General features: G+C 40.3%; 15 protein-coding genes and 1 tRNA gene. 6 read left to right on the top strand and 10 right to left on the bottom strand.

All coding sequences use genetic code 11. The annotated features are described in order from the left end of the window. Positions 1-11 precede the first annotated feature (11 nt). The 7 genes from DR864_RS12870 to DR864_RS12900 form a co-directional block, all read right to left on the bottom strand. On the bottom strand, positions 12-1,868 hold the full coding sequence (locus DR864_RS12870) for a DUF2075 domain-containing protein (protein ID WP_114067368.1): 1,857 nt from the start codon (positions 1,866-1,868) through the stop codon (positions 12-14). A 15-nt stretch (positions 1,869-1,883) separates the two neighbouring features. After that, on the bottom strand, positions 1,884-2,213 hold the full coding sequence (locus DR864_RS12875; RefSeq protein ID WP_114067369.1) for a nucleotide pyrophosphohydrolase: 330 nt from the start codon (positions 2,211-2,213) through the stop codon (positions 1,884-1,886). Positions 2,214-2,216: 3 nt separating this feature from the next. Continuing rightward, positions 2,217-4,196 (bottom strand): tetratricopeptide repeat protein, encoded by a 1,980-nt coding sequence (locus tag DR864_RS12880; protein WP_114067370.1) that lies wholly within the window; start codon positions 4,194-4,196, stop codon positions 2,217-2,219. A gap of 121 nt (positions 4,197-4,317) precedes the next feature. After that, positions 4,318-4,391 (bottom strand) — tRNA-Asn (locus DR864_RS12885). A gap of 184 nt (positions 4,392-4,575) precedes the next feature. Continuing rightward, on the bottom strand, positions 4,576-4,851 hold the full coding sequence (locus tag DR864_RS12890; RefSeq protein ID WP_114067371.1) for a hypothetical protein: 276 nt from the start codon (positions 4,849-4,851) through the stop codon (positions 4,576-4,578). 32 nt (positions 4,852-4,883) lie between these two features. Next, positions 4,884-5,507, bottom strand: coding sequence for a 16S rRNA (guanine(527)-N(7))-methyltransferase RsmG (gene rsmG, locus DR864_RS12895; protein ID WP_114070261.1), 624 nt, complete (start codon positions 5,505-5,507; stop codon positions 4,884-4,886). Between the two features lie 30 nt (positions 5,508-5,537). After that, entirely contained in the window at positions 5,538-6,710 is a 1,173-nt protein-coding gene (locus DR864_RS12900; RefSeq protein ID WP_114067372.1) for a glycosyltransferase, read from the bottom strand. A gap of 113 nt (positions 6,711-6,823) precedes the next feature. Between DR864_RS12900 and tgt the strand changes: the two genes are divergently transcribed. The 4 genes from tgt to glf all read left to right on the top strand — a co-directional run bounded on the left by tgt (position 6,824) and on the right by glf (position 12,223). After that, positions 6,824-7,957, top strand: coding sequence for a tRNA guanosine(34) transglycosylase Tgt (tgt, locus tag DR864_RS12905; protein ID WP_114067373.1), 1,134 nt, complete (start codon positions 6,824-6,826; stop codon positions 7,955-7,957). Between the two features lie 165 nt (positions 7,958-8,122). Beyond that, positions 8,123-9,634, top strand: a complete 1,512-nt coding sequence (locus DR864_RS12910) for an OmpA family protein (RefSeq protein WP_114067374.1) — start codon at positions 8,123-8,125, stop codon at positions 9,632-9,634. Between the two features lie 105 nt (positions 9,635-9,739). Next, on the top strand, positions 9,740-11,029 hold the full coding sequence (locus DR864_RS12915; protein ID WP_114067375.1) for a nucleotide sugar dehydrogenase: 1,290 nt from the start codon (positions 9,740-9,742) through the stop codon (positions 11,027-11,029). A gap of 93 nt (positions 11,030-11,122) precedes the next feature. Continuing rightward, on the top strand, positions 11,123-12,223 hold the full coding sequence (glf, locus tag DR864_RS12920; RefSeq protein ID WP_114070262.1) for a UDP-galactopyranose mutase: 1,101 nt from the start codon (positions 11,123-11,125) through the stop codon (positions 12,221-12,223). A gap of 302 nt (positions 12,224-12,525) precedes the next feature. On the opposite strand, the gene DR864_RS12925 is transcribed toward glf, so the two are convergent. After that, the gene (locus DR864_RS12925) at positions 12,526-12,846 is read right to left on the bottom strand and encodes a DUF3784 domain-containing protein (RefSeq protein WP_114067376.1); all 321 of its coding nucleotides are present in this window, start codon (positions 12,844-12,846) and stop codon (positions 12,526-12,528) included. Continuing rightward, positions 12,846-14,180 (bottom strand): 4Fe-4S dicluster domain-containing protein, encoded by a 1,335-nt coding sequence (locus DR864_RS12930; protein WP_114067377.1) that lies wholly within the window; start codon positions 14,178-14,180, stop codon positions 12,846-12,848. Before DR864_RS12930 ends, DR864_RS12925 begins: the two co-directional genes overlap by 1 nt. A gap of 206 nt (positions 14,181-14,386) precedes the next feature. On the opposite strand from DR864_RS12930, the gene DR864_RS12935 reads away from it, so the two are divergent. Beyond that, a complete protein-coding gene (locus DR864_RS12935; protein ID WP_114067378.1) occupies positions 14,387-15,904 on the top strand; it encodes a P-loop NTPase family protein in 1,518 nt (505 codons plus the stop codon). A gap of 58 nt (positions 15,905-15,962) precedes the next feature. Here DR864_RS12935 and DR864_RS12940 read toward each other — a convergent pair whose 3' ends face one another. Continuing rightward, on the bottom strand, positions 15,963-16,967 hold the full coding sequence (locus DR864_RS12940) for a hypothetical protein (RefSeq protein WP_114067379.1): 1,005 nt from the start codon (positions 16,965-16,967) through the stop codon (positions 15,963-15,965). A gap of 279 nt (positions 16,968-17,246) precedes the next feature. Between DR864_RS12940 and DR864_RS12945 the strand changes: the two genes are divergently transcribed. Further along, entirely contained in the window at positions 17,247-18,329 is a 1,083-nt protein-coding gene (locus DR864_RS12945; protein WP_114067380.1) for a tetratricopeptide repeat protein, read from the top strand.

An 18,329-nucleotide genomic window follows, 5' to 3' on the forward strand; every position in this document is an offset into this window, starting at 1 on the left:
GCATTTAATAACTAATACTTAAGCCTTTCCTTAAAATATTTTTTAACCTCTGGATTTGTGAAGAATACATAACATCCTTTCATTCCTCGTGTCATTAAGGTTCTGTATGTATTTTTTATGATTTTATCTAATGTTACCACTGCGCCGGGGTCTTTGGCCAAAAGGCTTTTATAGCCTCTTACGGACATATCAGATTTAGCTCGCTTGTCAGGTTTACCAATCAAATCTCCATTTTCAATGGCTAAATCATCACCGACAATTACACCAATATAATCTACTTCTAGCCCTTGACATGTATGTATACAACCAATTTCGTTTACAGATTCAGGTGCTATAATCCATAAGCTGCCATCAGTAGTAAGATTCCAACGCATTTTAAAGCTATATTCAGGTATTACTACATCATAAAGTGCTCCATTCTTCTTACTAGCCCATTCCCAACAGTAGCCCGCTACCATTCGGGCTTTATTATTTAGTTTATTTTTCGCTAGAATTTCTTTCTTTAATTCTGTAGGATCATCAAAGATTCTAAAATCATAGTTGAGGTCTTTAATGGAATCGTTTGCTGTCTCTCTTATTTGTAAGACATCATCCAACCAAGCTAAATATCCATCAGAGCCACCACATCTAAATTGAGAGCTTAACGTCATATAATGGGTGTTTGCCCCCAGTTTATCAGCCCACATTTGTATCTCTTTCTTCTCTCCAATATCATTTAAATGTATTTTTTGGTCTTCGTCTATAAAAAATACTGAGAATTTAGAAGATGCTATTATCTCTTTTATTTGGTTCTCACCTAAGTTACTATACAAACCTGACTTTTCATTTAGTCGGTGGGCTTCATCCACAATCAATACATCATAAATATTGTTTTTTGATTCTGTAAAAGCTCCTGAACCTTTGAATAAATTTGATATATCCGTTTTTCTGAATGACTCTGTTAATTTATTTTCATATACTGCTCTAGGTGCTGCATTTTTAGAAACATACATTGAAACCATTTGAAGTGACGTTAGCTTTACCAATAGATTAATGGCTACTACTGACTTACCTGTCCCCGGCCCACCTTCAACAATCAGAACATTTTTATTCTTAGAATTAGATTGTCTTGCTAAAGCTAATGCATTCTCATATACAAGTTTCTGGTCATCTATCATTATAAATTCCTGATTCCCCTTTAGCAGTGATACCATACTATCGGACAAGCTTTTGGAAGGTCTAATTTTCCCGCTATCAATACGGAACATGATTTTTGACTTATCACCGTATTTGACATGAGTTTTAATAAACTCCTGAAGCTTCGCTGCATCATTTTTTAGGAAGACTGGTGCTTTATCAATGTATTCCTGATAAAATGCATTTTTGATGATATTATCATTGTGGTAATTATGAAGGTATGCACAGGGTTTTAACAAAATGCCCTCACTTTGCACTGTTTCGTTAAAATTATTTAATAGGGATGCATAGGACCATGCTTGATATGATGGGTGATTGGTTTCTGTAGACCCATGTTGAAATCGAGTAATAACTACCCCATCTTTTGCTGTCAATTCTGCTTTCTCCCATTGTTTAAGCTCAACTAAAATTGCGCTATCTCTTCCTGAACTATCTTGACCTGTTAGAATAAAATCAATCCTCTTAGAAGTCATTGGAATCTGATACTCAATTACCACTCCGCAATCGTTGGGTATTTCGGAATCGTTTAAAACACGGTCCATATATGATAGTGATTCTCTCCATGACCTTATTTCACTTGAAGATGTTGACCGATTAAGACGCGACTCAAAAAAATTAAGAATGATGTTATCGATATTGTTTGAAAAGATATCTTTACCGAATTCAGCTTTAGAAGCTTGATAGACAATCATATTAAGGTTTAGGTTTTATAATTCAGTGTATTTTTTGGCAGTACCTTTAGCTTTTTCTACAGGGTATTTTTCAGCATTTTTTTGAATTTTATCTAATACCAAATCCCTGACATTAAGATTATATTTATCGGCAAGCAGTATGCAAAAAGCTAAAATGTCAGCAAGTTCTTCTTTGACTTTTTCTGTTTTGGCCTCTTTAAAGTCTTTCCACAAAAACACCTCTAACAACTCGTTCGCCTCTATCGAAATAGCAATAGCCAAATCTTTGGGATTATGAAACTGTTCCCAATCCCTTTCATTTCTGAAATCAATAAGTTTTTGTCTTAATTCCTCAAAATCTGACATTGGTTATCTTTTTACCAAAGTTTTAGCTAATTCATATTCCTTATCAAAGGGTAACTGAAGCATTTTATGCATTTCTGGGTTGAAAAGTTTCCACGTAACATAATAAAAGGCTAATAAGTGATAGCCGCTAAACTCTACATTTGGGATAGCGGCAATTTTGTAGCCTTTTTTATCAGGGGAAATACCTTGAGTACCCAACATAGCTATTTCAACCGCTACTTTTTGCAATTCTGATATTGAGGCATTTTGATATTTTTCTAAAGCACTCACCATGTACATAACTACCGCCATATTTATATCTTGGTCTTCATGGTTCTTAAGAAATATTTCCAACTCTTTTTCTCTGAGTGGGTTTTGAGTATTTATATCAAATGGGTCTTTTTCAATTTCATTTAATAATTCTAAAGGGTCTAACCGTTGATTTCGGTATTTACTTTCATCCACCAATTCAAAGTACCCTGAGACTTTCAAGTCATTTGCCCAGTTTTGTACTAATTCATATTCTTCTGCGGGTTCTTTATCCTTACTATAATCCTGATATTCAGCTATAAACTTTTCAGCCTGTTTCAATTCAAAAGGGCTACCTTTCATCTGTGTCACAAAATCTACTCCATAAAGGTTTTTAAAGTGAATAGCGTTAACCAGATTGTAAATCTTTGACGTTGATAATACTCCTTTAGGACTTAAGTCAACGACTTTGGGATTAGTAACAGCCTCTTTTCCTTCCTGATTCATTATGTAAAGAGATATGAACTGGAATGGCCTTAACTCTTTGTAGTTCTGAAAAAGAAAATCTTCAATAAACAAATCTATGGGTGTATTGAAAATTTGCCGGTTAATTCCACTAAAAAGCTCTTCAGCAAACCGCGCTAGTGATTCTTCAGGTATACCCTCCTTTGAAAGTCGTAGTAAATCTTTTTCAAGGGAACGGATAAAACCTTGCTTGTGATGTTGTGTGCTTGTAAAAAGGGAGTTATTGCCAGTTTTACGGGCTTGAGTAATAAAATCAAGGTGAACCAGTTCATGCATTATTAAATGCTGATAGCCAGGTCTATTACTTTTAAACTTGATTATATGCTCTTGCCGATTATAATTTTCGGCTACTTCTAGTTTTGCAACAGTTGGAATAGAATCATCCTGTATCTGAAGCACTTTTTTTCCTGACTGATTTTCAAGCCTTTGAATATAGCTTTTAACTATATCATTGATTTTTTCATTTTCAATTAATCTTCGGCTGACGTTGGTTACAATTTCTAAAGCATACTTGTACATAGTGTTTTTACTATCCACAAGCTTTAACGTATCACAACCTTTCTCAAAAGCGGTTACGAGGTCGTTTTCTTTTTCTGCTAATACGGCCAAAGCATAATGTGTATTTGGATAAGCAGTATTTATACTTATGGCTTTATCAAAATACTTTTTTGCTTCTTTGTACTTTTGGTTCTCCATTAGAACAGCCCCGATATTATTTAAGGCAATATTATTGCTCGGGTCTACTAAAACAGCTTGGTCATAATATTTCATTGCTGTTTCAACATCGTTTTGATGCCTTGCAAAAATATTACCCATCATTATCAAAGCCCACTTGTTTTTTGGGTCCCAACATAAAGCATCAATCAATTGATTAATTGCCTCGGTCTGATTTCCTTCATCAGAATGGATTTGGCCTAAAATCCTGTAATACTCTGAATTTGTAGGGTTTTTCTTAATAAGTTCTTTTAATAATGGCTTAGCTTCAGAGAATTTACCTTTTTCACAAAGGGTGATTATTTTTCTATAGTCAGTATCATTCTCTGAAATTTTAGGAATATTTATCTCAATGACTACTTGATTTCCTTTGATACTGATTGCAGGCTTATAACCTCCATACTCATAGTAGTCACTAAGCAAAACTTTAAGTTTTTCTTCGTCCACTTCTCCGTTTACTGTGGCACTTGGAAAAAGCTCCAAGAAAAAATCGTCTATATTATGAATGATAATCATTAAAATCTTAAGGTTAATATCCAAAAATACACTCTAGAAGTGAATCTAGCACACTGTAAGAAGAAGTGATAAAAAAAATACCTGACAATCCGCTGATTATCAGGTATTTACATTTTTGTTGCTCCCGAGGCTGGGCTCGAACCAGCGACCCTCTGATTAACAGTCAGATGCTCTAACCGACTGAGCTACTCGGGAATTTGGACACCTACGTCGTTTCCGATTTTGGTGGTGCAAAAGTAAGTAGTTCAGTATTTCAATGCAAGAACTTTTTGAAAAAACTTTGTTTCTTTTTCGCTTATTGCCTGACATTCTATGGGTTAAACCTGCCAAAAAAGACAGATAAATAAATCACTCAACGGTAAAAAGAGGCAAAAACTTCCTAAACTCGCTCCAAAATAAGTGCCTTGATGCGCTGTGCGTCGCTTTTTGTAAAGTTTTCAATGACAATTTCAGGCCTTGCACGTGGAATCACCCGGATGGTCGCGAAGAACATACCACTGTCAATTTCAACGCCAGAGATATCGCTATAAAACACAAATTGCTCGGTGCCGCCGATGAGTTTTCTCATTTTAAAACTTACCCCTTTGTCGGTCAACTGAACCTCATTCGGCCTAACGGGGTCTTTTATACTGCTTGATTTGAATACTTCGTTCATGAGTTTAAAATTTAACGTATAATAGCAGGATATTATCCTATGGGTACATAAACAATTTTTTTTGTCTCAAAGAATTCTTCTTCAAAGAAATCCTGAAGTTCAAAGATACGGCTTTTACGCTTTAGTTCGGCTAATTCCTCGTCCAAATCGCCTCCCTTCAGTGCTAAAATACCGTTTGTGATGGGGTGAACATGATTGCGGCTGATTTTACTACGAACCCAACTATACAGCGGCGCAATACGCGTAACCGCTCTCGTAACCACAAAGTCGTAGTCTCCATCGGCCTGTTCGGCCCGACAATGTTCTGCGCGAACATTTTTCAAATCAAGGGCATTGGCGATTTCTTGCACAACTTTGATTTTCTTCCCGATGCTATCCACCAAATGGAACTCTGATTCAGGAAATAGAATTGCCAAGGGAATCCCGGGGAATCCACCGCCAGTACCTACATCTAAAATATTAGCAAACTCTCTGAATTTTACCACTTTGGCAATGCTCATCGAGTGCAATACGTGGCGCTCGTAAAGATTTTCCACATCTTGCCGCGAAATGACATTAATCTGTGCGTTCCAGAAAGCATACAGCTCTTGCAGTTGACCAAATTGTGCTTTTTGCTGAGGCGATAATTTTGGAAAATATTTTTCTACTATTTGCATATCATTCATGTTTTACTGATTCATTGGGGGTTACCTCCATCTTACTTTTTTACGTCGATTGTACCACATCACAAACGACATTGTAAAATAATAGACAAAGAGCGTCAAGTCCATCAATGGAATCGCAAACCAACCTACTGATTTGTAAAGTTTGCGAGAGGCAAGGCCCAGTACAATCCATTGTGCCACAAGACGTATACTAAAAAGTAGGCCTATAATAATAATGTAGGCCAGTAAAGCAGGATAATTCCATAAACAACCTAAAAGCAACCCTAAAAATAACATCCACGACAATACATGCGTACCAGATAATACCGCTAAACGAACTTTATTGCCCGTTTTATAATATTTGCTGACCGATAAATGTCTTTTCTTTTGGCGATACCAATCCTTCCACGTTGTTTTTGGAAGGGAAACCATAAATGTATCGGCATTGAGGCAAACCGCCGTATTATACCGAGTAGCAATTTCATTCATCAACAAATCGTCATCACCACCCATAACCCGTAAATGCGTATAAAAGCCTTTGTTTTGGGTAAAAAGCGACTTACTGTACATTAAATTCCTGCCTACTGCCATGTAAGGCTTTCCTGCCAAGGCTAAGGATAGGTATTGAATAGCCACATAGAATGTTTCAAAACGAATCAAGCGATTGAGAAAGCCGTCGAGTTTTTGGTAAGGGGAAAATCCAATAACAACCTGCTTCTCCTCCGTAAGACAGGCCGCCATCCCTTTAATCCACTGATCGGTTGTTGGCCGGCAATCTGCATCGGTGAGTAATATTACATCATGCTTCGCGCCTCGCACTGCGGTTGTAACAGCGTACTTTTTGGGCGTAACGTGGTCGTACTCTTGCCTGATATGTACAAAACGAACCTTTTTCCAGACGTTTGCTTCTTCTTCCGCAAATTCTTCAGTTCCATCCCAAGAACGGTCATTCATCACAACTACCTCATAGTCAGGGTAGTCTTGTTCGTTGAGCATGGGTAATAACTCGCGTAAATTTCCCAATTCATTGTGCGCACAAACCACAACCGTTACAGGTGGCCATTGTTCTTTCTCAACAGGGGTCTGTTGGAAAAGAAGTTTCGCAAATACGAACAAGATGTAATACAATTGAACTAAGACAATTACGACAAACAGGCCTAGTAAAATGTTTAAGAAAGGATAAAGGAACCAATTGGTCGAGTAGAATATATCCATGCGGTAGTAAAAAGTCCGCAAATATAACAGGGGTTGGGCAGATGCTAAAGACCTAATGATAGATTAAATCATATAGTATTCTAATTTTGCGCCTCAAAGGTTAAATCACTTTCATGAAATTCGATATTATTCATAAAGATTCTGGTACCAAGGCCCGGGCCGGAATTATTCAGACCGACCATGGTACCATTCAAACCCCCATTTTTATGCCCGTTGGTACCGCTGGTACCGTTAAAGCCGTGCATCAGCGTGAATTACGGGATGATATAAAGGCGCAGATTATTTTAGGAAATACCTACCATCTTTATTTACGTCCTGGGTTGGATATTTTAGAAAAAGCAGGTGGGTTGCATCGTTTTAATGGCTGGGATAAGCCTATTTTAACCGATAGTGGAGGGTATCAGGTCTATTCATTGGCCAAAACAGGACGCAAAATCAGCGAAGAGGGCGTAAAATTCAAATCGCATATCGACGGGTCTACCCACTTTTTTACTCCTGAGGGCGTCATGGATATTCAACGCAGAATCGGCGCAGACATTATTATGGCTTTTGACGAATGTACGCCTTACCCTTGTGACTTTTCATACGCCAGGACGTCTATGGATATGACACACCGCTGGTTGAAGCGCTGTTGCGATCGTTTTGACAACACACAGTCTATTTATGGCTACCAACAAACGTTATTCCCGATTGTTCAGGGGAGTGTTTATAAGGACCTAAGGAGACAATCAGCCGAGTTTATTGCCAGCATGGAGCGAGAAGGCAATGCCATTGGGGGATTATCTGTGGGAGAACCCGCCGAAGACATGTACGAAATGACCGAGTTGGTTTGTAATATTTTGCCTGCCGATAAGCCCCGTTACCTGATGGGCGTCGGCACCCCAGAAAATATTTTGGAGAGCATTGCATTGGGTATCGACATGTTTGATTGTGTGATGCCTACCCGAAATGCCCGGCATGGTATTTTATACACAACAGAAGGTGTGATAAATATTAAAAATGAGAAGTGGAAAGATGATTTTAGCCCTATTGATGAGCGTTTAGGGGGCTACGTAAGCACATCTTACACAAAAGGGTATTTAAGGCACCTCATCAAATCAGAGGAAATCCTCGGGGCCCAGATCGCAAGTGTGCATAATCTGAGCTTTTATTTATGGCTTGTTGGGCAGGCGCGGGAACAAATTATTGCGGGGACATTCCCTTTGTGGAAGGCTGAAATTTTAAGAAAATTAACATGCCGACTTTGAAAGCTGGTAAAAAAGAATTTTCTTTAGAGTATCAAAATATTTTTTGAAATAAAAATTGAATCCATACTTTTGTTGGCGAATCTGGTCAGGAAAGACTATTTTTGCGATAGTAGAATTTATAGGTATAGTGAAACGTATCCCCCTTATTCAACAAAAAGGTTTATTATGAAAAAAGTATCTCTGCTTGTCACATTCGTATTGTTGGGATTCTGTTTGCTTGAAACTCAAGCGCAGTACAATCCAAAGGCTCCTTACGAAGGCCCCTACAAGCTGAACACTTGGTCTTTAAGTGCTTATCTTGGTCCAAGTCAATTTTACGGCGATTTACGTGAATATGACTTCTTTCCTGTAGGTACTGACAATTTTGACAGCCGTTCAGAACGTGGAACCATGCATTTTGGTGTATCTCTTGGAAAACAACTCACCTACCTCTTTGGGGCAAGATTAGACGTTGGTGCAGGAAATTTGAAAGGGATGAAACGCCGTATTTATCAGTCTTATTTTAATGCCAATTATTTTCAAGCCGATGTCGCAGCCACTGTAAACATTAAAGGTCTTCTTTTTGGACCCACAAAATTGAAACGCTGGAAAATGGATGTGTATGCCGGTGCTGGTCAAGTTTGGTTTAAATCTACCGCTTATCAGTTAGGCTCTGGACGTTTGCAACGTCGATCTGATGATTCCCCTACCTTGCGTAATAATACGACTGAACTCAATAAGAAAGCTTCGTCTTATACTCAAGAATGGGTTATCCCTGTTGGATTTAGTACTTCATACGAACTAACAAAGTCGCTTGATTTAGGTCTTGATTTTCGTTTGAATAACGTAAATACTGAAAAATTGGATGCAACCGTAGGCGGTGACGCTTCTTCTATCTACGATGGTCCAACGGGCGGGCGCTTATATGAAGGTGGCGATGCAAACAATTTCTTAGGAACACCTAAAGGAAGCTCAGCGCTTGACAAATACGGCTACCTTGCTGTAACGTTGACATACAAATTGGGAAAAAATCCATTACGTGTAGAGAAGAAAAACGGCAAATGGGCGTATGATTTTAATGCACTTGATGCTGGCAAAGGTTTTTACCACTTGCGCTATACCGATCCTAAGTTGCTCGTAAAACCGCCAAGAATTCTTTCATTGGCTGAAATTGACTCAATTGCGAAAGCCAATAAACCTAAAGAAATTGACCCTCGTTTGTTGCAGGATACGGATAATGACGGTGTTTCTGACTACTTCGATAAAGAGCCTAACACCCCCGCAGGAAGTATCGTAACTGGTGCTGGTCAGAAAATCGACTTTGATAAATATGTAAGAGACGCCCTTCCAGGCATGGCTTGCAATGAAATATTTGCCAACATATTGTTCGATACCGATAAAGCCATCATCAAACCAGAGTTTTATGACTTGCTTAACAAAGTGGTTGAGTTGATGAACAAAACACAATGCCGCCTGCAAATGGCTGGCCACGCTGACCGTCGTGCTTCAGACCGATACAACGTAGCTCTTTCTGAACGCCGCGTAAATGCCGTAAAACAATATCTTGCGCAGGCAGGTTTGAAAGATCCGAACCGCATTGTAGTTGACGCTTACGGTTCATTTAAGCCAATTGCTGACAATGGAACAGTAGATGGATTGAAGAAAAACCGTCGCGTAGAATTGAAATTAATGCCTTAATATCTAAAGGCCTCTGATAGAAAAGACCTTGGCAAACGTCAAGGTCTTTTCATTTGGTACTAACCCCACACGTATTGTATCTTTACGGTCAGATTAATAAACAAAATGTATCAGCAACTCCTCCAGAAAGAGAAACAAATAGCAATTATTGGCCTTGGATATGTAGGACTCCCCATTGCTTTAGAATTTGCCAAGTATTTTCGAGTCATTGGATTTGATATTAATCAACATCGTATTGATATGATGAAGGCGGGTCAAGACCCTTCCAATGAATTGGATTCAACCGTTTTTGAGGATAAAGACATCTTCTTTACGGCCAATCCCGACGATTTGCAACAGGCTCATTTTTTTATTGTAGCCGTTCCTACCCCCGTTGATGATTACAAAGTACCTGATTTAAAACCCCTCATCGGGGCCTCTCACGCGATTGGAAAAGCCCTAAAAAAAGGTGATTACGTAATTTATGAGTCAACTGTCTATCCTGGCTGTACAGAAGAAGATTGTTTGCCGATTTTGGAGGCCGAATCTGGACTGACATTAGGAGAGGATTTCAAAATCGGTTACTCCCCAGAACGAATCAATCCTGGTGACAAAGAACGCACCATTGATAAAATTCTAAAAATTGTTTCGGGGAGTGATGCTGAAGCTTTGGAAGAAATTGCCCAAGTATATGGTAAAATCATCACCGCAGGCATATACAAAGCCCCTACCATCAAAGTGGCCGAAGCCGCCAAAGTAATCGAAAATACCCAACGCGACCTCAACATCTCATTGATGAATGAGTTGGCCATTATTTTTGATATGATGGGCATTGATACCAAAGATGTGATTGAAGCTGCGGGGACCAAATGGAATTTCATTAAACTATACCCTGGCTTGGTTGGAGGGCATTGCATCGGTGTTGACCCGTATTATCTGCTCTATAAGGCTAAAAAATTAGGCTACGACCCGCAAGTAATCCACAGTGGGCGACGTATCAATGACGGTATGCCCGGGTTTATCGCTAAACGATTGGTACAGATGTTGATCCAAAAGGGGAAAAGCCCTCAGAATGCCAAAGTGCTGATGATGGGAATTACTTTCAAGGAAAATGTCTCGGATATACGTAACTCAAAAGTGGCGGATTTGGTCAAAGAACTGATGAGCTTCTCCATCAATGTTCACCTTGTTGACCCGTATGCTTCCCCCAATGAAGTAGCCCATGAATATGGATTAACACTCATTGATAAGCCTTCCAAAGACTATGATGCGGTTATTGTTTCGGTAGGACATGACGGATATAAAACACTGGATATTAACTATTTCAAGTCTATTATGAATACTGAGCCAATTTTGATGGACTTGAAAGGAATGTATAAAAATACGGAGGAAAATATAACGTATTGGAGGTTGTAACTAATACTTGTAAGCAATCATTCTCTACCTGAAATAAATTTTTAAATAGCCAAAAACGAAAGGCTATAACTATTGGGCCATAAACAAAAAAATATGTACGATTATCTTATTGTGGGTGCTGGGCTATTTGGAAATGTATGGGCACACGAAGCCACCAAAAGAGGAAAAAAATGCTTAGTGGTAGACCGCCGGAACCACATTGGCGGAAATACTTACTGCGAAAATGTAGAAGGAATTAATGTTCACTACTACGGTGCGCACATTTTTCACACCAATGACAAAGACATTTGGGACTATGTCAACTCATTTGTAGAATTTAACCGTTATACCAATTCGCCCGTAGCAAATTATTACGGTGAGCTTTACAATTTGCCCTTCAATATGAATACTTTCTACCAAATGTGGAAGGTGCGTACTCCTGAAGAAGCAAAAGCAAAAATTCAGGAACAGATTGAAGCCGCCAATATCAAAGAGCCTAAAAATCTGGAAGAACAGGCCATCTCATTGGTAGGAACCGACATCTACGAAAAACTCATTAAAAGCTACACCGAAAAACAATGGGGACGTAAGTGTATAGATTTGCCAGCTTTTATTATCAAGCGTTTGCCCGTGCGTTTTACGTTTGACAATAACTATTTTAACGACCGTTACCAAGGGATTCCGATTGGGGGCTATAATAAACTCAACGAAGCCTTATTGGAAGGAATTGATGTACGTTTGGGCGTGGACTACTTTAAAAACCGGGCAGAATTGGATGCGTCGGCCAAGCAAATTGTATATACAGGCCAATTGGATGAGTATTTCGATTTTAAACTCGGATATCTGGAATACCGCAGCCTACGTTTTGAGCACCAAACGTTGGATACCCCCAACCACCAAGGTAATGCGGTCGTTAACTATACCGACGGCGAAACAGCTTTTACGCGAATCATTGAACATAAGCATTTTGAGTTTGGGACGCAAGACAAAACGGTCATTACACACGAATATCCGCAGGAGTGGACGCCAGGTCAGGAACCTTATTACCCTGTAAATGACGACAAAAACGATAAGCTATTACGTGAATATCGTAAACTAGTCGACGCAGAAACGAATGTGATTTTTGGCGGACGCTTGGCAGAATACCGTTATTATGACATGCACCAAGTGATTGGATCGGCCCTTGCAAAAGTTCGAAAACATTTTGGAGAATAAAAAAAAAAGAATTATATTCGTATAGTTCTTTGCGTAAGTGTTTCTTTTCGTTCAGTGATTTTATTTTTAGAAATAGGAAATAAAACAGTGAGTAAGAAACGCCAAAAGCGTCTCAAATGCTGAAAAGCAGTCACAAAGTGGTTTAAGCAAGTTAAAAATCAGTATTCAAGTGAATGATTGATGATTAGTTTCCTTAAAAATTTTGGTGAACTAAGGTGCAAACAAGAAACTTACTCAAAAAACTAAAAAAAACGGGGCAGGTAACTGTCCCGTTTTTGCGTTTTATAGGTCCAAGTGTTTTGTCATTTACTTTTTACAAACCGCTGGCCACCAATCAGGTAAGTTATAGTGAGTAAAAATGTGAAAATCAAAAGAAATACGATAGTGAGCAACTCATATTTTGTTCCTTTCAGCCACATAGTTAAACCTCCTGAAATAAAAAAAATCAGCCCTATAAAAATGATAAAAATCCCAGCCCAGCGAGCTAAACCTTTCGGGTCGGTAAGTTCGTTTGGATCACGCGGAAAATTCGACAGCAAATAAATGGCCTGTTTTTTCCAAATAAACACCCCTAAGCCAATCAAAAAGCTACCAGTAATTCCGAAAATGTATATTTCTTTCATTAGCTTTTAAGATTATCAGCCCAGTTGAAACGGTCATCGGGAGAGAATTTCCACGGAGCTTGGTTGGTTTCAAGGTTATTGAACATAGCATTCCATGAACCCGGGGCTTGTGCTTCATCCATGATTTTGTAACGGCGCAATTGTAAAATAATTTCTAATGGATTGATTAGCACGGGGCATTCTTGCACGCAAGCATTGCAGGTAGTACACGCCAAAATTTCTTCTTCTGAAATATAATCACCGAGCAGGCTTTTGCCGTCGTCTTTAAACTCTCCCCCATTAGCCAGCATGTTTTTACCAACATCTTCCAAACGGTCGCGGGTATCCATCATGATTTTGCGCGGAGAAAGTTTTTTGCCCGTTATGTTTGCTGGACAGGCCGACGTACAGCGTCCACACTCGGTGCATGAGTACGCATCCATGAGGTTTTTCCAGCTTAAATCAGCCACGTCTTTGGCTCCAAAACGCCCGATTTCGGCGGGCACTTCGTTGGCATCAGGTTGTTCAAGCCCCAACATGATTTTGACTTCTTTCGTGATGTCTGGCATGTTTAACATTTCACCTTTGGGAGTCAAATTGGTAAAATAGGTATTGGGGAACGCCAAAAAAATGTGCAAATGCTTGGAATAAGTTACATACAACGCAAAACCAAAAATGCCCAAAATGTGCGCCCACCACGCAATGCGCTCCACCGCCACCAAAGCGCCATCTGAAAGATTCTTAAAAATTGGTTGCAAGAATCCACTAAAAAAGAAGCCTCCTACCAATGGATAATGCTCCACACCACGTTCTTGTAATAAGCTATCGGCGGCATTCATACTCAGAATTGCTAGCATCAGCACAATTTCAATCCCTAAAATGGTATTGGCATCCAGTACCGGCCAGCCGTTCAGCTCACGGTGACGAGTAGGTTGGAGACGCTCTACTTTGGTGATGTTGCGTCTAATCAGAAAAATGACGCAGACGGTGAGTACGCCCACAGCCAAAAACTCAAAGAAATTGATGAGGATTGGGTAAAAATCGCCCAATAATGGGGCAAACAACCGGTGAGTGCCCAATACCCCGTCCAAGACGATTTCGAGCACTTCAACATTGATGAGCAAAAAGCCCGCGTAAATCACAAAGTGCATCAGACCCACGAGGGGGCGGTCAAACATCTTTTTTTGCGCAAAAGCCACCCGTAGCATGGTAGACAATCGTTCGGCGGGGCGGTCGGTCCGATTGACGGCTTTGCTGAGTTGAATCGTCTTTTTAATAATCCCGATGCGTTTGCTGATCAGCCAAGACGTTAGGCCGAGTGCTGCTACAAAAAGAAGTTGTTGAACAATTTGCATAATGGTTCTCAATGGTTGATTTATTCTGCAAGCAGAGTATGAACAAATATCGGAAAAATGAAATAGGTTGCAAATGAACAGGATAAAAAACTGCCCACCAATCTCTAAACCTCCTTAAAGTTGTTAACTTTCGGGAAGCTATGCAAAACTATTCTATCCTTTGGGCTGTTACACACACATACCCAAACTAACCAATTTTCGACAATATGACCTATCGTGAGTTGAAGTCTAAACAGCTTCTCAAAATCCACACGCTTGGAGAGTTAAAAGCGGCGGGTTATCAGCCAAAGTCCATTAAACAGGAATTAAGAGATAATCTTATTGAAAAATTACGGGCCAAAGAATCGGTTTTCCCAGGTATTTGGGGTTATGAGGATACCGTTATTCCTGATGTGGAACGGGCGATTTTGTCAATGCACCACATCAATCTATTGGGATTGAGAGGGCAAGCCAAAACACGTATCGCACGATTAATGGTCAATTTGTTGGATGAGTACATCCCTGTGGTGGCTGGCTCAGACCTGAACGACGACCCTTTGGAGCCGCTTTCGCGTTTTGCCCGGGATATCATCCATGAAAAAGGAGACGATACCCCAATTGGGTGGATGCACCGCGACGATCGCTACGCCGAAAAACTCGCCACGCCCGACGTTTCCATCGCTGACTTAATTGGAGATGTTGACCCCATCAAAGCGGCTACGCTCAAGCTACCTTACTCAGATGAGCGCGTTATCCACTTTGGGCTTATTCCACGTTCGCACCGTTGTATCTTTGTCATCAACGAGTTACCCGATTTGCAGGCACGTATTCAGGTTTCTTTGTTCAATATTTTGCAAGAAGGAGATATTCAGATTCGCGGCTTTAAACTTCGTTTACCGCTGGATATTCAATTTGTGTTTACCGCCAACCCCGAAGACTATACCAATCGGGGGAGTATTGTGACTCCTCTAAAAGACCGGATTGACAGTCAAATTGTTACGCACTATCCTAAATCGCTGGAAATTGGCCGCAAGATTACGCAGCAAGAAGCAATTGTCAAAACAGAACAAAAAGGCATGATTAAGACCAATGAAATCATCAAAGATTTGATTGAGCAGATTGCCTTTGAAGCCCGCGAAAGCGAATACGTGGATTCTAAAAGCGGGGTATCGGCTCGCCTAACGATTGCGGCTTACGAAAACCTACTTTCTGCGGCGGAGCGGCGCGTACTTCTGAACGGTGAAAAAGAAACCTATGTACGTATTTCTGACCTTTATGGCGTAGTGCCGGCTATCTGTGGAAAGGTGGAATTGGTCTATGAAGGCGAAGTAGAAGGCCCAGTAATTGTGGCCCAAAATCTGATAGGCAAAGCCATTCGTACCCAATTCCTGAATTATTTCATCAACCCCGAATCCTTAAAGAAGAAAAAGGGCGCTAAAAATCCTTTCCAAAAAATTCAGGACTGGTTTGGTGAAAATGAAATGGATATTTTGAGCGACCTCACCAATCGTGAATACGAAGCGCGTTTGCGTACCATTGAAGGTCTGGACGACTTGGTGGATGATTTCCACCGGGGATTGAGTCGCGAAGAAAAACTGTTTTTAATGGAATTTGCCCTACACGGAATGGCCGAATACTCACTTGTGGGCAAGCAAGCGATGGATAACGGGCTTCATTTTAAAGATTTGCTCAGCAGTATGTTTTCAGGCCCCGATGCTGACGACGACGACGACGATGTGTTTTAATTTTAAATACTAAAGCGTCTAACCTAAACGCCCGGCCAAATTTGGCTGGGCGTTTAGGTTAGACAGCTAGTCGTCGATTAGGTCGGAGGGAATCCAATAACGGTCGGGTGTTTTGTTGTAAGCGCTGTTTTACGAATCCATCGCGCAAATAAGCGGGAAGCGCATCAATCCACTGCGTATACTCGTCTATCCCTACCGCTTTTGCTATGTAACATTCATGGACAAAATTGAGGTACTTCACGATGTTGAGCAAAGAATGGTGAAATTGAGAAATATCGATATCTGCTTCAACAAACCGCTCTAATTCGCGCTGAGTGCCTGATACTTTTAGTCTTGCCATTATGTCGAAATAGGTCGTAACACCCATACTTTTGGCAATTTGTTCCCAATTTCGTACCCCAAACTTCGTCAATATCTTTCCCGTCTTGGTACGGAGTGCCTTTTCAGGATTAGCCTGTAAACGCTGCCGAAACACTCGCGCCGATATGTTACGCGTAGTTTTCAGAAATTGAGCCACGTGTGCTTCCGCCTGCTTAGGCGTTTGGATAGGCAATAAAAGGGCTTGCTCATCGCTATCAAGCAAATGATGAAGGCTATAGTGCCCAACAGGGCCCTCCGCGTAAAAACTCACCGATTTAGGATACCAGCCTTTGACCACATACCCGTTGATAATCTGCCTGATAATGGCTTCAGCATTCACATTAATCCCCTGAATGGCTAGAAAAGCCTTGGCGCTATATAACACGCTATAATATGCCTGGGGAAAGGTGGAGTGAAGGGCATATTTGAGAAAATTCTTGTCAGGATTGGCCGCGGTAGTTCTCAATGTGTATTCTGCATTCCACGCGTTGAGGAGCCATTTTTTGGTGAGATTTAGGCGTTCAGCTTCCTGCTTTGGGTGGAACCTCCGCAACCCGGCCAAATGCCCGATTTTGTTCGAACCTGCCAAATGACGAATGTGGTAATCAATCCCTCTAAAGTGATTTAAAAACACCTGTGCAGGAATGGATTTTTTCCACTGCTCATCAGCATTTATTAATTGATTTTCTGGCTGCTCTATCATTGTTTTTGGTATTATTTTAATAAAACATCATTGTTACTAAACAACGAAAAACGGCCTTGAAAAGTTCATTAAAAATCCATCTCAAATTATAGCACATACACTTAATTATCAGATAGTTAATTGATTAATTTTACACCTAAAACCAGCCACTTTTTAGCCTTTAAAAAGGCTGCTTTTTTCGTATGATTTTTCCAACAAACAAGGTTTTAATTAAAAAAACCGGTTTCGGTAAAACCTCCGAGGAAGGCATTATCTTTGTGACTTCAATATTGATTGTTTATGGCCACATTTCTCTTCAAAAAAGCCCCTACCCTAAAAACCCTCATCCAATTCGTTTTTTCGGGCTACGTTATCATTTTGTCCTTGTTAACATTGGTTCTCACGGCTTGTTCTGACCAAAATCAGAGTGAAGCTGCGCAGTTTTTTTTAAAGGGAAATCTTGCGTTGGAACAAAAAGAATACGCCAACGCCATTCGCTACTACGACGAGGCATTGGAGAAAAAGAAGGATTTTGCAGATGTTCACAGCAATCGCGGGATTGCTTATTTGCGGATAGGCGAGTTGGACAAGGCCTTGCAGGATTTTAATCAGGCCCTTGAGATTGATAAAGACTTCGCCGAAGCTTATTTCAACCGAGCAGGTGTATTGATTGATAAAAGTGAGTTTTCGCTGGCGGCGGCCGATTTAGAGCAAATTCGTAAGGTGTACCAAGATTCTTCCAATTATTACTTAAAATGGGGCGATTTAAAATCCCAACAGGGTTATTACGAACAGGCGCTTGCTGAATACGACCGTGCACTCGCTTTACAGGCAGGCAACGTGCAGGCCCGAGTCAACCGGGGAGTGGTTTATTTTGCGAAGAAAAATTTTAAAGAAGCACAAGACGATTTCGAAAGTGCCCTTAAGCTTAATCCACAGCAGGAATTGGCTTACAATAACTTGGCCTTGATTTTTGCGCGGAACAACCAACCCGAGAAAGCCCTGCAATTCATCAATCGGGCCTTAGATTTTGACGTAGTCAACCCGATTTATTTAAACAATAAAGGTTACGTATTGCTGCTGCAAAATCAGTTGGAGGAAGCCAAAAAACTGATTGACCAATCGCTGGCCAAATCGCCCAAAAACAGTTATGCGCACCGCAATGTAGGTCTATATTTTCTCCGTAAAGGACAAAAAACCGAGGCTTTGGAAGCACTCCAAAAAGCGTATAACCTCGACCCTTCTACCGACCAAATTCATGCTTGGCTCGGCGAAGCGCTTTTGATAAATAATCAAAAAGAAAAAGCCTGTAAAATGTGGCGACAGGGACAATCTTTGGGCGACGAAGCGTCTTCTACGAAGTACAATCAACAGTGTAAATAA

The organism is Runella rosea (assembly GCF_003325355.1).
GTDB lineage: Bacteria > Bacteroidota > Bacteroidia > Cytophagales > Spirosomataceae > Runella > Runella rosea.

Bases quoted from the DNA above. Each gene is read 5' to 3' on its own strand.
- DR864_RS12935 (WP_114067378.1), top strand. From the start codon at position 14,387: ATGACCTATCGTGAGTTGAAGTCTAAACAGCTTCTCAAAATCCACACG.
- DR864_RS12875 (WP_114067369.1), bottom strand. From the start codon at position 2,213: ATGTCAGATTTTGAGGAATTAAGACAAAAACTTATTGATTTCAGAAAT.
- DR864_RS12910 (WP_114067374.1), top strand. From the start codon at position 8,123: ATGAAAAAAGTATCTCTGCTTGTCACATTCGTATTGTTGGGATTCTGT.
- DR864_RS12880 (WP_114067370.1), bottom strand. From the start codon at position 4,196: ATGATTATCATTCATAATATAGACGATTTTTTCTTGGAGCTTTTTCCA.
- DR864_RS12900 (WP_114067372.1), bottom strand. From the start codon at position 6,710: ATGGATATATTCTACTCGACCAATTGGTTCCTTTATCCTTTCTTAAAC.
- DR864_RS12930 (WP_114067377.1), bottom strand. From the start codon at position 14,180: ATGCAAATTGTTCAACAACTTCTTTTTGTAGCAGCACTCGGCCTAACG.
- DR864_RS12890 (WP_114067371.1), bottom strand. From the start codon at position 4,851: ATGAACGAAGTATTCAAATCAAGCAGTATAAAAGACCCCGTTAGGCCG.
- tgt (WP_114067373.1), top strand. From the start codon at position 6,824: ATGAAATTCGATATTATTCATAAAGATTCTGGTACCAAGGCCCGGGCC.
- rsmG (WP_114070261.1), bottom strand. From the start codon at position 5,507: ATGCAAATAGTAGAAAAATATTTTCCAAAATTATCGCCTCAGCAAAAA.
- glf (WP_114070262.1), top strand. From the start codon at position 11,123: ATGTACGATTATCTTATTGTGGGTGCTGGGCTATTTGGAAATGTATGG.
- DR864_RS12925 (WP_114067376.1), bottom strand. From the start codon at position 12,846: ATGAAAGAAATATACATTTTCGGAATTACTGGTAGCTTTTTGATTGGC.
- DR864_RS12870 (WP_114067368.1), bottom strand. From the start codon at position 1,868: ATGATTGTCTATCAAGCTTCTAAAGCTGAATTCGGTAAAGATATCTTT.
- DR864_RS12945 (WP_114067380.1), top strand. From the start codon at position 17,247: ATGGCCACATTTCTCTTCAAAAAAGCCCCTACCCTAAAAACCCTCATC.
- DR864_RS12940 (WP_114067379.1), bottom strand. From the start codon at position 16,967: ATGATAGAGCAGCCAGAAAATCAATTAATAAATGCTGATGAGCAGTGG.
- DR864_RS12915 (WP_114067375.1), top strand. From the start codon at position 9,740: ATGTATCAGCAACTCCTCCAGAAAGAGAAACAAATAGCAATTATTGGC.